This is a genomic window from Thalassococcus lentus, from assembly GCF_028023555.1.
Taxonomy (GTDB): Bacteria; Pseudomonadota; Alphaproteobacteria; order Rhodobacterales; family Rhodobacteraceae; genus Thalassococcus_A; species Thalassococcus_A lentus.
Map to the genome: position 1 here is coordinate 570,092 of NZ_JAQIOY010000003.1, position 14,851 is coordinate 584,942.

Sequence of the window (14,851 nt, forward strand, 5' to 3'; positions counted from 1 at the left end):
GGTGAGAATTCTGGTAGTATCATAGGGGATAAGCGGCGCGCGCTAATGCGTGCTAGATCGCCTTTAGGTCAGCAAGCCTGACCCGAATCATCATGTCTAACTTATTCTGCTGTCAAGGAATTTAATTTTGATATCCTTCTGTAAGGCTCGTAAAAGGGCTTAACGAATCATGTAAGCCATGTGATCATATAGAGACTTACAAATGGAGGCGAAAATGGCTGTATATGGACTGACCAGAGTGTCCACCTTGGATCAGGCAGAAGGTACGTCGCTTGATGAACAAGAGCGGAAAATCGAGGCAATCGCCACAGTCGCGGGTCTGTCCGTGGACCACATCTTCACGGACGCAGGCATCTCCGGCTCTGTCCCGCTGTCCGAGCGCCCAGCAGGCGGAGAACTGGTCGCTCTCTTACAATCGGGTGACACCGTGGTTTGCAGCAAGATCGACCGGCTTTTCAGATCAGCAGCCGATGCTCTGACGACCGTCAAGGAATGGCAGGAAAGCGGTATCGATCTGATCGTCGTCGCTTTCGGGGCAGATCCAGTCACGGCGAGTGGAACTTCCAAGCTGATGATGGGTATTCTGTCCATGGTCGCAGAATTCGAACGCGATCTGATCCGCGAGCGTATGGACGAAGGCCGTGCCGCTAAGAAAGCCAAAGGAGGCCATATTGGCGGCACTGCGCCCTTCGGCTTCCGAAAGCTAGGCGAGGGTCGCGGGGCAATGTTAGAGCCTGTAGAGGCAGAACAACGAGCCATTGACCGCATGGTTAGCCTCAAAGCAAAGGGGTCCAGCCTTCGCGGGATAGCGGAAACCGTCAAGAACGAGTTCGGCTTTGTAGTCTCACACGTCGCGGTGAAGAATGCGCTCTCCCGTCGAGGTGAGCAGAACAAATGTTGAAGATCGTATCAGTAGTTGCGCCCCCACCTTGGAAGATGCACAATCCGCTCGATTTCAGCGCAAGCGAATGGCATTCGCGGTCGGGACTGAACTCCAAGGGACCCAAAGGGGGGTATCCCCTCCCGGCCAAGAAAGGCCAAGTAACTGCATACAGAAATCAGCTAGAAATTTCGGTATGTTACCTTAAGATGGAGGAGTATTTGACGTGACGGGCGAAAAAGCTACGGGTTAGGCAAAAATCCCGCAACACATTAGCCGCTTTCCAAGGGGATTCCGATTGCTGAGTGACAAAGAAAAAAAGCAGCTAAGCGAATCTGATATCTGCGACCTGTTCATTACCCCCGCTCTAAAGAGTTCTGGATGGGACCCATTCACACAGATCAGGCGCGAAGTAACATTAACACCGGGTCCAATCATTGTTCGCGGCAACCTTTCCTCAAGGAACAAGAAAAAGAAAAAATTCGCTGACTATGTATTATCTTGGAAGCCTTCTCTGCCTGTCGCGATTGTAGAAGCGAAAGACAACAACCATACCGTTGGACATGGCATGCAGCAGGCTTTGGGCTATGCCGAAATCCTAAAAGTTCCGTCTGCATTTAGCTCCAACGGCGACGCGTTTGAAAGCCACAACAAATTTCCGAACGAAGGCGAGCCAATAGAGCAGACTATTCCGATTGGTTCGTTTCCAACGCCTGAAGACCTCTGGGAAAGATACAGAGCATTTCGAGGTATAGAGAACACTCGTGATGATCTACTTCTCCAACCTTATCATGATGATGGCTCCGGTAAGGAACCGCGATACTATCAGGCCGAGGCGATCAATCGAACGCTGGAGGCAATTTCCAAAGGACAAGACCGTGCCTTGCTTGTGATGGCAACTGGCACGGGTAAAACGTACACAACGTTCCAAATTATCTGGAGACTTTGGCAGGCTGGCGCGGCGAAGCGCATTCTGTTTCTTGCCGATAGAAATATTCTCATTGATCAAACGTTGGTCAATGACTTCAAGCCTTTTGGCTCTGTCATGACCAAGATTAAAAATCGAACTGTCGACCCCTCTTACGAAATCCATCTCGGCTTGTATCAAGCTCTAACCGGCCCCGATGAGGCAGACAAAGCCTTCAAGTCTGTTTCTCCAGATTTCTTCGACCTAATCGTAATCGACGAATGTCACAGGGGAAGCGCCGCAGATGATGCTGCTTGGAAGGAAATATTAGAGTACTTTGGTTCTGCAATTCAAATCGGATTAACGGCAACTCCCAAAGAGACGAAGTACGTTTCAAGTAGTTCCTATTTTGGCGATCCAGTCTACACCTACAGCCTGAAACAAGGCATCGAGGATGGCTTTCTCGCCCCTTACAAAGTAGTCAGAATCGATATCGACAAAGATATTGAAGGCTGGACTCCTCCTGCCGGGGCTATTGATGATTTGGGGAACCAAATTGAGGAACGCACGTATAATCAAAAGGATATGGACCGAATATTGGTCCTTAATAAGCGCACAAAGCTTGTTGCCGAACGCGTTGTCAAACTCCTAAACGCAACCGACCCATTCGGAAAAACCATCATTTTTTGTGAGGACATCGACCACGCCGAGCGAATGCGAAAGGCAATCGTCAATGCAGCAGGACAGATTGCAATCGACAATCCGAAATACGTCATGCGTATCACAGGAGACAGCAACGAGGGCAAAGCCGAGCTCGACAACTTCATCGACCCTGAGAGCAAATTCCCTGTGATAGCGACTACTTCGGAGATGCTCACCACGGGTGTCGACGCCAAAACTTGTAAACTCATCGTGCTCGACAAGTCGGTAACATCGATGACGACCTTCAAGCAGATCATAGGGCGCGGTACGCGCGTCGATGAAGAGCACGGGAAGTTCTACTTCACCATCATGGATTTCAAGAAGGCTACCGAGTTGTTCAATGACCCGGATTTCGATGGTGAACCCGTTGTGATTTATGAGCCCGACGACACCGATCCGCCGGAACCTCCTGACCCAACCAGCGACGACGACAGCGACGATGAGGAAATCTCAACGACCGGGACGACGAAAATCCGGGTCAGCGGTGTCGAAGTCAGCATTCTAGCCGAACGGGTCAGTTTCATGGGACCGGATGGCGAGCTGATCACAGAATCCTATCGTGATTTCGCCCGTAAACAGGTTCGCTCCGAATTCACGTCATTGGATGACTTCATCCAGCGCTGGAACAGCGCAGACAAGAAAGCAGCCATCATTGCAGAACTGGAAGAGCATGGTGTTTTGCTCGAAAATCTTGCTCAAGAGGTCGGCAAGGATTTCGGCGATTTCGATCTGGTTCTTCATGTGGCCTTTGATCAACCGCCTTTGACAAGGTCAGAGCGCGCCAACAATGTCAAAAAGCGCAATTACTTTACCAAGTACGGCGATCAGGCTCGCCAAGTGCTTGATGCGCTCCTTGAAAAATATGCCGATGAGGGCATCCAAGCCATTGAGGATGCACGTGTCCTTCGAATGCGTCCGTTCGACAGGATTGGGACGCCAGTCGAAATCATAAAGGATGTCTTTGGCGGCAAAGCGGGATATGAGGAAGCCCTCAAGGACCTAGAACAAGAACTATACCGACAGGCAGGCAGCTAATGGGAAACATCTCAAGCATCATCAAAGCGATCCAAGACATCATGCGTAAGGACGTTGGCATCAACGGCGATGCGCAGCGGATCGAACAGATGGTCTGGATGTTCTTCCTAAAGATCCTTGACGACCGCGAAGCTGAACTTGAGCTGATTGAAGACGACTATCAATCGCCGCTTCCCGAAAAATTGCGTTGGCGTAACTGGGCCGGTGACCGCGAAGGAATGACCGGTGACGAGCTTATGGAGTTCGTTCAATCAAAACTATTCCCGGCGCTCCAGTCTCAGGAACTCCTAAAAAGCCCTCGTCGAGAGCAGGCACAAGTCATTCAACGCATCTTCGCTGACGCGAACAACTTCATGAAGCGCGGTACGTTGATGCGTCAGGTCATCAACAAGATCAACGAAATCGATTTCAACAATTCTGGTGACTGGCACACGTTTGGCGGAATCTATGAACAGATTTTGAAGGACCTGCAAAGCGCGGGGAACTCAGGTGAATTTTACACCCCCCGTGCCGTCACAAAATTCATCGTCAACCGCGTTGACCCCAAGCTCGACGAAGTCGTCTTTGACCCTGCCTGCGGTACAGGCGGCTTTTTGACATGTGCGATTGATCACAAACGGGACAACTACATCAAGACTAGCCGGAACAACGAAGAGCTTGCCCGCACGATCCGGGGCGTTGAGAAAAAGCCACTGCCCTTCATGCTGTGCACAACCAACATGATCCTTCACGGGATCGACACGCCTCGCCATATCAACCTCGATAATACGCTCAGCTATCCCTACAAAGACTATACCGAAAAAGACCACGTCGATGTTATCATAACGAACCCACCCTTTGGCGGTATCGAAGAAGATGGGATCGAGACCAATTTTCCGGCGGACTTGAAAACGCGCGAAACCGCTGACCTTTTCATAGCAGTCATCATCCGACGGTTACGCAAACATGGGCGCGCTGCCGTGGTTCTGCCTGACGGCTTCTTGTTTGGTGAGGGCGTCAAGAAAACCCTCAAAGAAAAGCTTTTGAAAGAGTGCAACCTGCACACCATCGTCAGACTGCCCAACACCGTTTTTGCGCCCTACACAGGGATCAAAACCAACATCCTGTTCTTCACCAAGGGTGAGCCAACAAAGGATGTTTGGTTCTATGAACACCCGCTCCCCAATGGTGTGAAAGCCTACAACAAAACCAAGCCGATGGAGTTTGACGAGTTCAAACCCGAGATTGACTGGTGGGGGGACGAAGCAGACGGATTCAAAACTCGTGTTGAGACGCCGCAAGCATGGCGCGTTAGCGCCGATGAACTCGCTGCAAACAACTATAACTTCGATCTGAAGAACCCGCATGAAGATGAGCAAGTTTCTCACGATCCTGACCAATTGCTGGTCAACTACGGCATAGCACAAAACGACATCCAAACATTGCGTGATCAGCTAAAGGTCATCCTGTCTGATGCATTGAGCGGGGACCGCCCGTGACCAATGTGAATACACTGATCACCGATCACTTAGATATCTGGACGACCGCAACTGAAGCAAAGCCCAGCTCTGGTCGTGGAAACAGCAAGAAAACTGGCCTTTACGGGATTCAAAAGCTCCGAAGCTTGATTTTGGAGTTGGCGGTAAGGGGGAAGCTTGTTCCCCAATATCAGAATGAAGGAGATGGCAGCGGGGCTGTTGCGAAACTGGCCCGAAAAAGAGAGGAACTCGTCAAGCAGAAGCTTGCCAAGACGGCAAAGAAGCTCGACGAGTTGCATGAGGGCGATTTTCCATTCCCGATCCCGCATGGGTGGAGTTGGGCGCGGCTTCAAGATGTTTCGGAATACATCCAACGTGGGAAAGGCCCCAAATATGCTGACAGTGGTGCAGTCAGGGTCATTTCGCAAAAGTGCGTCCAATGGAACGGGTTTGACCTAGATAAAGCAAGGTTCATTCGCGAAGACAGCATTGAGGGCTATGGCCAAGAACGCTTTCTACGGGATGGGGATGTTCTTTGGAACTCCACAGGAACCGGGACCGTCGGTCGCGTCGTTACTTTGCCCCTAGAAACCGATGATCGTTTGGTTGCAGACTCCCATGTGACTGTCATTCGCATGCTGTCAGATTGCCCCCGTTTCTTGGAAATCTACTTGTCATCGTCTGGAATTCAAAATCGAATTGAGCCCACACACGAAGACGCGTTGGTGTCTGGCACGACAAAGCAAGTTGAATTGAACGTCAGTACAGTTTTAGCTCTTCCCGTTCCATTCCCTCCGATGGCTGAACAACACCGCATTGTGGCCAAGGTCGAAGAGCTGATGACGCTTTGTGATGCGCTGGAGGCGCAGACCGAGGACAGCCTCAAGGCGCATCAAACGCTGGTAGAAACCTGCCTCGCCACCCTCACCAACAGCCAATCCCCCGAAGAGCTCACCGAAAACTGGAACCGCATCGAAACCAATTTCGATACGCTCTTCACGACTGAAGAGAGCGTGGAATGTCTACGCGATGCGGTTCTCAGCTTGGCCATCCGGGGGCTATTGACCAAGCGATATTCGCCTGATGAACCTGCATCGGTTCTTTTGGAACAGCTTTTTCAGAGCAACATGCAAACGGCGAATTCTAGGCACCGTACAATCATGTCAAAAATTCGAGAAGTGGAGCCCCCGTTTCCAATTCCGCCGAGCTGGGCATGGTCGAACTTAGGTAGCTTGTCATTCGACCTTCGGTACGGCACTTCAAAAAAATGTGGCCGTGACGACAGTCAGACGCCAGTTTTAAGAATTCCAAATGTGTCCGGCGGGCAAGTCACTCTTGAGGATATGAAATTCGGACCGCTGGAAGAAAAGGAACTTTCGGACCTTGCGCTTCGCCAAAACGACCTTTTGATTATTCGCTCAAACGGCAGTTTGGAAATTGTTGGAAGGTTTGCTTGGGTTCCAGAGCTTGATCGTGAATACGCCTTCGCGGGCTACTTGGTCCGTGTGCGGATCGACCCGGCCTTCGTAGACCCACGCTATATTTGGTATGTAAGCCAATCCCGCTTCGTGCGTGATCAAATTGAACTCCCAATACGCCACGGCGTGGGCCTGAAAAACGTTAACTCTACAGAACTAGCCTCCATAGCATTCCCCATTCCTCCACGGGAAGAGCAAAAGGAGGTCATTTATCAAATCGACTCGCTCTTTGAGTATTGCGATAAATTGTTGAAGAAGATTGTGGATAAAAATGAATCCATTGCCACTTTGGCTGACACTCTTACTGGAAAAGTACATTAAGCATCATGCGATTAAAGTCCATTTGGATCAGCAACTACAAGAATCTCCAAAATTTCTCCTTGTCGTTCGATGGAGAAAGTTTCCTAGACATTTTCGTCGGAAAAAACGGCACCGGAAAGTCGAACTTTTTTGAAGCATTGGTCGAAGTATTCCACTTTGTATTTTCTTCCGTAAAGCGCCGAAGCCAAATCGGTTTTAGCTTCGATTTGGTCTACGAAATCACTGGGCAAGAAGTCAGAATTCACTACGAAAACGGTCAAATGGTCGTCAACGGTAGACAGCGGGCAACCATTGGCTCTGTCCCGGTGCCTGACAATCTCATCATCTACTATTCGGGTCACAGCGACACCATTGACAAAACTGTCAGGGCCTATGCCAAAAGCTATGCGCGGAGAAACAAGAAATGGACCGGCGACGAGGCTCGAAAGTTCATCAGCATTGGCTCTGAATACAAGGAGATGCTTCTTTCGATTCTTCTAATGCAGTCAGATGATTGCGCCGCCCGGCAGTATGTTTGCACAAAGCTAGGTATTGATGCCACGTCCGAGACTGCCACACTGACCCTTACCCCACCCCGTTTTCGCCACCAAACGGTAGAAGTCGGTGATACCCAGTCTTTCCTATGGGGCTCGCAAGGCATTTCACTGGCATTTGTCGAGCGTCTACTGAATTGCGTGCGAGGCGGTTTTAGTCGTGACTCGATATTCAATCCTGAGCAAAACCTCTACTCCATCCCAATCAACCGGGATTTGTTTGCGAAAGAGTTCGAAAATACCACCGCTTCCGATTTGTTTCGAAGCCTCGACAACCTAAAAACTCTTGGGATGTTTAAATCGTTGTCTATTCCCATTGGGTTAGACAACGGGCAACCCATACTCGTCAAAGATTTCAGTGATGGGCAATTCCAATCCATATACATTTTTGCAATCTCCGAGCTGTTTAAGGATCGAAACTGCGTAACACTTTTGGACGAGCCAGACTCTTTCCTGCATCCTGAATGGCAATTTGAGTTCTTAAAGCAGGTTGTCGACATCGCCGGAACCGAAGCGGCACAAACAAATCACGTGCTTTTAAGCAGCCATAGCGCTTCAACCATCACAAAGTCTGAGAAGCCAGAGATTCAGATATTTGAGATAGGTGAAAACGGGGTTGGAGTGACGTCGAAGCCCAAAGCAAGTGTAGTAGAAACTCTTTCGGCAGGCCTGATCACATTAAGCGAGACGGAAGCAAGTCTTGGAATTTACGAGACTGTCGAAAACACGACTGGGGCAATTCTGTTTACGGAGGGCCCATCAGACAAACGAATTTTGGATGAAGCAATTCGTAAGCTTTATCCTGACGAGCGACCCGGAATTGACATTGTTCCAACATTCGGCAGAGCCTTTCTACGGACACTATTTGCAAGCGGCGAGCTTTCCAATCGCTATGGAGACCGAAAGATGTTCGCCTTGTTCGACTTTGATGAAGCGTACGCTGACTGGTATCGCCTTACCGCCGATAGCATAGTCCAAGACGACCCTCACCGCTGCACGGCAAAGAAGCTTGCTCATACCTCGCATTACGCGATGCTGTTGCCAGTGCCAGAACACGATGCGCTTAAGAGGCTCGCACTGGATGGGGACGGCAACCCCATAGGCACCGAAAGGGCGTGCCTATCAATCGAGCACCTTTTCTGCGATGCCGATAACTTAGGCGACCATTTCTCTTCTAGCGACATTGTCGGGCGCGGCCCAGTGATCAAATTTAGGGGAAGTAAGACGACTTTCGCCAGCGAAACGGTTCCTCAGTTCCCGCCAGAGAAATTTGAAATCTTTAGGCACATCTTTAATGTTGTAACAGCGGAGATTGCTGCCCCCGCATAGTGGTAGTTGGGACCAACGGCAGGAAAGCGCCCACCTTTCGAGCGAGCGCCGACTGAGCACCCTGCAAGAAAGTTTTAGACGAGAATTGACATCCATGCTTTTTGACATCGACAACGCTCTGAGCCTGCCAGACATTCGAAATTCAGTCGCCAAACGAGACGGTGTTTTGGAACGATTTGGGCCGCTTTTCCGTGATCCGTCGCGTTTGACCGAGCAAGACTATCTCGATTTCCTTAGCCTCAAACACAATCACCACTGGTCAGGGCTTGAACGCTTGGGGCGACCCGCCGCAGACGACATGGACAATCTGCGAGATGCCATCGCCACGCTGATCGATGAGTCGCACCGGTTGTCGGTGCGGTTCGACACCGCGGCAGCGCAAATTGACGGGGTGAACTGGGCGACCCTGACCCCCATCCTATTGGTGGCTTACCCAGATCGATATGGTGTTTGGAACGGCACCAGCGAGCCCGAAATGCGGGATCGAGGGGTGTGGCCTGCTTTCCCTCGCGGCGCAACGGAAGGCGAGAAGTACGAATTGATCAATGCCGTATTGGTCCATCTTGCAAAGGACCATGGAGTTGACTTGTGGACGCTGGACGCACTCTGGTGGGTGAGCAAGTTGGAACGGCAGAACACTGGGCATTACAAGAATGACTGGTTCAAAGCTGTGTGGACCATGGCAAATCAAGCAGAGCAGACCGCGAAGCAATCGAATGGCCAAACCGTCGACCGCACCGTCAAAAACAAAGAACTCCGATTATCCAAGGAAGCGCTGATTGCGCACCTGAATGATCTACTCGACGAAACCGACCATCGTTGCGCCATAACAGGGCTCGCGTTGCAGCCTGATGGGCCAGATGATCAACTGCGCCCCTCTTTGGATCGAGTAGACAGTGACGGGCACTACGAGGCCGGAAATCTACAGGTTGTGGCTCGGTTCATCAACATGTGGAAGAGCGATTCTGACGACGGCGAATTCCGCCGCCTAATGGCTTTGGTTCGGAACGAGTAGACATGGATTTCTCTCTGGTTTTTCGGTACCGAAAGCGCAATTTTCGGTACCGGGCACTCATGGGTGATATTTTAGCGTCATGTAGTGCTTTGATTCCAAAAGAGGAATGGGACCCTCAGATTTGAGATCAATCTTGATTCCAGGGTCGCCCACCATCTCCACTCTCCAAATCAAAGACACTGACATCGCGGGCCAGTTGCCTGGTGGCTGCGGGTGAATTTTCAATTAAAAACAGGGCATTCGGCCCTCCTCGACCGAATGCCCTGCCCCCTCCCTTGGCGTCACGCCGCGGCGGCGGAGCCAATTCGAATGTCAGGTTTTTCGCGCTTCCGGATGCAACGCTGTGCCCAGAATGTGATCGGCCTTGTGAATCACATGCCGTGCGCCGCCCACGATCAGCGGGTCCGGTGCGGTCGCGACGTTCAGATCTTTTCCAGGATAATCAAGCGCCGACAAAAAGTGTTTCATGCAATTCAGGCGCGCGCGTTTCTTGTCGTTCGACTTGATCACGGTCCAAGGTGCATCAGCAGTATCTGTATAAAAGAACATCGCCTCCTTGGCTTCGGTGTAGTCGTCCCATTTATCAAGGCTGGCCTTGTCGATCGGTGACAGCTTCCACTGTTTGAGCGGATCCGTTTCGCGGCTTTTGAAGCGTCGGCGTTGTTCGTCCTGTGTCACGGAAAACCAATATTTATAAAGCTGTATACCCGAACGCACGAGCATGCGTTCCAGTTCCGGGGTCTGCCGCATGAATTCGAGGTATTCCGTTGGCTCGCAAAACCCCATGACACGTTCGACACCAGCCCGATTGTACCAGGACCGGTCATAGAGAACCATTTCCCCCGATGTTGGCAGATGCGTCAGATAACGTTGGTAGTACCATTGCCCGCGCTCTTCATCGGTGGGTTTGTTCAAGGCAACCACGCGCGCAAGTCGCGGGTTCAGGTGCTCGGTGAACCTTTTGATCGTGCCGCCCTTCCCGGCAGCATCCCGACCCTCGAACAACAGTACGAACTTTTGCCCGGTTTCCTGAGCCCAATGCTGCACTTTGAGCAATTCGGCCTGCAAATCCGCCTTTTCCGCCTCATAGGCACCCCGCGACAGTTTTTCAGAATAGGGGTATTCCCCTGTCTCAAATGCACGCCGGGCCGCATCCGGCCCTGACCCTGCGGCAGGGGCCTCAACACTGGCGATGGGCGGCGGCGCTTTGGGCACATTGCTGTTTGAGCTGGTTTGTTTCGATGCGGTTGTGGCGGCTGTCATGCGGTTCCCTTTCCTTTGTTGTCCCAAGAATAACCGCCAGCCGTCACAGGCGCTTTGATACGGGTCAAATGGCGCGGCATTTTGTAGTCGGCCCTTTGAAAACCAGTGCCAATGACGCAAGCCCGCCTGCTTTCATTGCCGTTCCGGCCGCATTCGAAGCAGCGGAAACACAAATGCCAGTTCATCCGCCATTGATTTTCCCGTTCGCTTGCGGCAACACGGCTCGGCAACACGGCAAGAGGGACAGGCCATGACACGCATCGACGCAACGTTTGAACGGCTCAAGTCCGAAGGCAAAAAGGCCTTTGTCAGCTACATGATGGCCGGCGACCCTGACGAAGCAACGGCGCTGAGCGTCATGCGCGGCCTTCCAGCTGCCGGCGTCGACATCATCGAACTCGGCCTGCCCTTTACCGATCCCATGGCTGATGGATCGACCATCCAATTGGCCGGTCAGCGCGCGCTGGAAAACGGTATGACCTTGGAAAAGACGCTGGATATGGTCCGTGCGTTCCGGTCCGATGACGACACAACCCCGATCGTTCTGATGGGGTATTACAACCCGATCTACAACCGGGGCGTAGACCAGTTCCTGATCGACGCCAAGGAAGCGGGCATCGACGGTCTGATCGTGGTCGATCTACCGCCCGAGGAAGACGAAGAGCTGTGCATTCCGGCTCAAAACGCCGGGCTGAATTTCATCCGTCTCGCGACGCCAACAACGGATGATCAGCGTCTGCCCAAGGTACTGCAAAACACATCGGGCTTTGTCTACTACGTGTCGATCACAGGCATCACCGGTGCTGCTGCGGCCCAGGCGGCCGACGTGGCCCCAGAAGTGGCCCGCATCAAAGCCCAGACCGATCTGCCCGTCATTGTCGGCTTTGGCATCCGTACCCCGGACGTGGCCGAGGAAATCGCCGGTGTCGCCGATGGCTGCGTGGTCGGCAGTGCAATCGTTGCTGAACTGGCCTCAGGCAAGAGCGGCGACGAAGTGCTGAGCTTTGTGAAAACACTCGCTGATGGCGCGCATTCCGCATGACACCCGAAGACCAGAACAACGCCGCGCGGCGTATTCTGGACAGCTTCGATAGAAACGCGGAAAGCCAGCCTCTCAACAGCGGCGGACAGATGGGTTTGGACGATGGCTATGCCGTTGCCAGCCGCATCGCCGATGCACGCCTTGCACGCGGCGATCGGATCGTCGGGCGCAAAATCGGCTTCACCAACCGCTCTATCTGGCCAATCTACAATGTGGATGCGCCGGTTTGGAACTACGTCTGGGACAGCACATTGCACGACATCCCTCAGGATAGACGCGTCGCGTTGCCTGCCCTGCCAAACCTGCGGCTTGAGCCCGAGATTGTTTTCGGAATTGCACGCAGCCCCGAACCGGGCATGTCTGCTCATGCGCTTCTGCACTGCATCGACTGGATCGCGCATGGCTTTGAAATCGTAACGTCAATCTATCCCGGCTGGACATTCACCGCACCCGATGCGGCAGCTGCGCAGGGCATGCATGGCAGTCTTTGGCTGGGCCCGCGCGTACCAGCCAAGGACTTCACCCCTGCCGCCTTGGAACAGTTCTCTCTGACGCTTGAAGGACCGGATCAGACTCTGACCGGGGCCGCGTCCGACGTGCTCGGGGGGCCCTTGCACGCGCTTGCCCATCTGATTGCGGAAATCCCGCGCATGCCCGGAGCGAGCAGCCTGACCCAAGGTGAGGTGGTCACGACCGGAACCTTGACCGACGCCGTTCCGATTTCATCGGGTCAACGCTGGCGCACCCGTTTGGACGGGCTGGCCCTGCCGGGGCAAGACATCCGGATCGTTTAGGCGCGCGCGCCGCGCAGCGCCTCTGACACGCGCGAGATCGCAAAGAGCGCGGCGGCAGCGCAAACAATACTGGGGCCAGCAGGTGTGTCGAACACCCAAGCGCCCCAAAGACCGCCCAAAGCAGAAAGCACCCCGAGCACAGCCGTGCCAGCCACCATCTGTTCAGGTGTACCGGAGAACGGGCGCGCTGCGGCGGCTGGTATGATCAACAAGGATCCGATCAGCAAAGCCCCGACGATTTTCAACGCGACAGCCACGACCAAGGCCATGGCCAGCATCAACACCTGTTTTTCACGTTCGGGATCAATCCCGCTGGCATAGGCAAGATCGGGTGAAACCGTCGAGGTCAACAGCGCCTGCCAACGCCAAGCAATCAATGCGGCCACTGCGGCCCCGCCCCCCCAGATCAACGCCAGATCGCCTCGCGTCACGGCGAGGATGTCACCGAACAAAAAGGATCCGAGATCCAGCCTGACACCCGGCACGAAACTGACGGCAACCAAACCGATCGCCAGCGCGGAATGCGAGGCAACACCGAGGATCATGTCAGATCCATGCCCACGCCCCGTCAAACGCGCCACAAGCAGCGCCATGGCCAGCGATACAACAAGCGTTCCGGCAAAGACCGACGCGGAAAAGGCAAAGGCAAGCGCAACGCCAAGGATCGCCGCATGTGCTGTTGCATCGCTGAAATAGGCCATGCGCCGCCAAACGATGAACCCACCCAGAGGCGCAGCAGCCAAGGCAACACCAACGGCGCCCAAAACGGCCCGAACAAGAAAATCATCCAGCATCAGACAGCCTCTTTTTCCTGTCCATTTTCATGGTCATGGTCATGGTCATGGTCATGGTCATGGTGGTGATGATGGCTGTGTTCATGCCTGTAAAGCGCCAAGGCCCCGCGCGTTCCGCTGCCAAACAGCGCCCGGTATGCATCGGCTTGGGCCACAACCTCCGGATGGCCCTCACAGCAGATGTGCCCGTTGATGCAGATGACCCGGTCAGACGCACTCATGACCACATGCAGTTCATGACTGACCATCAAAATTGCACAGCCCTTTTGATCCCGCAGGGTTTCGATCTGGCGATAAAAGGCCGCGGACCCCGGTTGATCCAGCCCCTGCGTCGGCTCGTCCAGCAACAAAAGCTCCGGATCACCCAGCAAGGCGCGGGCCAGCAAAACACGTTGCTTCTGGCCACCGGACAAATCCGCGAGCTGCCGTTTCTCAAGGCCCTCGACGCCCGCTTCAAGCAGCACTCTTTGCTTCGCCTGCGCCGACTGTCGGCGCGGCAGGTCCAAAAACCGTGCGACGGTGATCGGTAAACTGGGATCGACAAACAGGCTTTGTGGAACATAGCCCAACCGCAGATCAGCCTTTCGGGTCACATGTCCTGACGTTGCGGGCAAAGCCCCGATCAAGGCACGCAGAAAAGTGCTTTTGCCGGAACCATTCGGGCCGACGACAGTGACAATTTCGCCCGGATCAATCGAAAAATTGACGCCTGACAGGACACGGCGCGCGCCCATCGCAACCGAAAGACCACTGGCCGAGATCAGCGCAGTCATGCTGCGCTCCCTTCGTGTGCGCATTCAGGGCACAGGCCTTCGGCTTCAATCATAACGCGTTCCAGCACAAAACCCATGTCTTCTGCCGCGCCGCGCAAAGCCCGCGCCGCTGGCCGGCCCGGCGCTTCGGCCACGGCCGAGCAACCACGGCAAATCAGAAAGGAAGGTGCATGTCTTTCGCCCGGGTGCGCGCAGGCGATGAAGGCATTCAGCCGCTCAATCCGATGTGCAAACCCATGCGTGACAAGAAAATCCAATGCCCGATACGCCACCGGTGGCTGCGATCCAAGCCCCTCTTCGCGCAGGGTCTCGAGCACATCATAGGCCCCCATGGCTTTGTGTCTGGACAACAAAAGCTCAAGAACGCGCTTGCGAACCGGCGTCAGCTGCAACCCTTTTTCCCGGCACTCGGCCTCGGCCACGGTCAGGGCCGTGCTGATGCAGTGATCGTGGTCATGAGACTCAAAGCCGACAGGATCCAAATTTCCACTCCGGTACAGTTTGGGTCTTGATATGTTATAATGTAAC

12 protein-coding genes are annotated in these 14,851 nt (G+C 53.5%); 8 read left to right on the forward strand and 4 right to left on the reverse strand.

Features of this window, described 5'->3' with window-relative positions:
* The first annotated feature begins 214 nt into the window (after positions 1 to 214).
* The 6 genes from PFY00_RS11860 (at position 215) to PFY00_RS11885 (ending at position 9,657) form a co-directional block, all read left to right on the forward strand.
* Positions 215 to 901 (forward strand): recombinase family protein, encoded by a 687-nt coding sequence (locus tag PFY00_RS11860; protein WP_271432764.1) that lies wholly within the window; start codon positions 215 to 217, stop codon positions 899 to 901.
* 280 nt (positions 902 to 1,181) lie between these two features.
* Entirely contained in the window at positions 1,182 to 3,524 is a 2,343-nt protein-coding gene (hsdR, locus tag PFY00_RS11865; protein WP_408648463.1) for an EcoAI/FtnUII family type I restriction enzme subunit R, read from the forward strand.
* Entirely contained in the window at positions 3,524 to 5,002 is a 1,479-nt protein-coding gene (locus PFY00_RS11870) for a type I restriction-modification system subunit M (RefSeq protein ID WP_271432766.1), read from the forward strand. The genes hsdR and PFY00_RS11870 overlap by 1 nt, the downstream gene beginning before the upstream one ends.
* Positions 4,999 to 6,780, forward strand: a complete 1,782-nt coding sequence (locus PFY00_RS11875; RefSeq protein WP_271432767.1) for a restriction endonuclease subunit S — start codon at positions 4,999 to 5,001, stop codon at positions 6,778 to 6,780. The genes PFY00_RS11870 and PFY00_RS11875 overlap by 4 nt, the downstream gene beginning before the upstream one ends.
* Before the next feature lie 5 nt (positions 6,781 to 6,785).
* Positions 6,786 to 8,642: an ATP-dependent nuclease gene (locus PFY00_RS11880; protein WP_271432768.1), complete on the forward strand. Its 1,857-nt coding sequence runs from the start codon at positions 6,786 to 6,788 to the stop codon at positions 8,640 to 8,642.
* A gap of 94 nt (positions 8,643 to 8,736) precedes the next feature.
* Positions 8,737 to 9,657 (forward strand): hypothetical protein, encoded by a 921-nt coding sequence (locus PFY00_RS11885; protein WP_271432769.1) that lies wholly within the window; start codon positions 8,737 to 8,739, stop codon positions 9,655 to 9,657.
* Between the two features lie 312 nt (positions 9,658 to 9,969).
* Here the strand turns inward: PFY00_RS11885 and ppk2 are convergent, their stop codons facing one another.
* Complete coding sequence (gene ppk2 / locus PFY00_RS11890; RefSeq protein ID WP_271432770.1) at positions 9,970 to 10,920, reverse strand: polyphosphate kinase 2; 951 nt, start codon at positions 10,918 to 10,920, stop codon at positions 9,970 to 9,972.
* Between the two features lie 250 nt (positions 10,921 to 11,170).
* Here ppk2 and trpA point away from each other — a divergent pair, with 250 nt between their 5' ends.
* Both trpA and PFY00_RS11900 read left to right on the forward strand, forming a co-directional pair.
* Positions 11,171 to 11,962 (forward strand): tryptophan synthase subunit alpha, encoded by a 792-nt coding sequence (trpA, locus tag PFY00_RS11895; RefSeq protein ID WP_271432771.1) that lies wholly within the window; start codon positions 11,171 to 11,173, stop codon positions 11,960 to 11,962.
* The gene (locus tag PFY00_RS11900) at positions 11,959 to 12,756 is read left to right on the forward strand and encodes a 2-keto-4-pentenoate hydratase (RefSeq protein ID WP_271432772.1); all 798 of its coding nucleotides are present in this window, start codon (positions 11,959 to 11,961) and stop codon (positions 12,754 to 12,756) included. Before trpA ends, PFY00_RS11900 begins: the two co-directional genes overlap by 4 nt.
* On the opposite strand, the gene PFY00_RS11905 is transcribed toward PFY00_RS11900, so the two are convergent.
* From PFY00_RS11905 to PFY00_RS11915, 3 genes are read right to left on the reverse strand one after another with little or no spacing between them, the layout of a single operon-like run.
* Positions 12,753 to 13,550, reverse strand: a complete 798-nt coding sequence (locus tag PFY00_RS11905) for a metal ABC transporter permease (RefSeq protein ID WP_271432773.1) — start codon at positions 13,548 to 13,550, stop codon at positions 12,753 to 12,755. The genes PFY00_RS11900 and PFY00_RS11905 overlap by 4 nt on opposite strands.
* Positions 13,550 to 14,323 carry a metal ABC transporter ATP-binding protein gene (locus PFY00_RS11910; protein WP_271432774.1) on the reverse strand — a complete coding sequence of 258 codons (774 nt, stop codon included), beginning with the start codon at positions 14,321 to 14,323 and terminating at the stop codon, positions 13,550 to 13,552. Before PFY00_RS11910 ends, PFY00_RS11905 begins: the two co-directional genes overlap by 1 nt.
* Complete coding sequence (locus PFY00_RS11915) at positions 14,320 to 14,805, reverse strand: helix-turn-helix domain-containing protein (RefSeq protein WP_271432775.1); 486 nt, start codon at positions 14,803 to 14,805, stop codon at positions 14,320 to 14,322. Before PFY00_RS11915 ends, PFY00_RS11910 begins: the two co-directional genes overlap by 4 nt.
* Positions 14,806 to 14,851: the final 46 nt, after the last annotated feature.

Bases quoted from the DNA above. Each gene is read 5' to 3' on its own strand.
- PFY00_RS11860 (WP_271432764.1), top strand. From the start codon at position 215: ATGGCTGTATATGGACTGACCAGAGTGTCCACCTTGGATCAGGCAGAA.
- PFY00_RS11870 (WP_271432766.1), top strand. From the start codon at position 3,524: ATGGGAAACATCTCAAGCATCATCAAAGCGATCCAAGACATCATGCGT.
- PFY00_RS11880 (WP_271432768.1), top strand. From the start codon at position 6,786: ATGCGATTAAAGTCCATTTGGATCAGCAACTACAAGAATCTCCAAAAT.
- PFY00_RS11885 (WP_271432769.1), top strand. From the start codon at position 8,737: ATGCTTTTTGACATCGACAACGCTCTGAGCCTGCCAGACATTCGAAAT.
- ppk2 (WP_271432770.1), bottom strand. From the start codon at position 10,920: ATGACAGCCGCCACAACCGCATCGAAACAAACCAGCTCAAACAGCAAT.
- trpA (WP_271432771.1), top strand. From the start codon at position 11,171: ATGACACGCATCGACGCAACGTTTGAACGGCTCAAGTCCGAAGGCAAA.
- PFY00_RS11900 (WP_271432772.1), top strand. From the start codon at position 11,959: ATGACACCCGAAGACCAGAACAACGCCGCGCGGCGTATTCTGGACAGC.
- PFY00_RS11905 (WP_271432773.1), bottom strand. From the start codon at position 13,550: ATGCTGGATGATTTTCTTGTTCGGGCCGTTTTGGGCGCCGTTGGTGTT.
- PFY00_RS11910 (WP_271432774.1), bottom strand. From the start codon at position 14,323: ATGACTGCGCTGATCTCGGCCAGTGGTCTTTCGGTTGCGATGGGCGCG.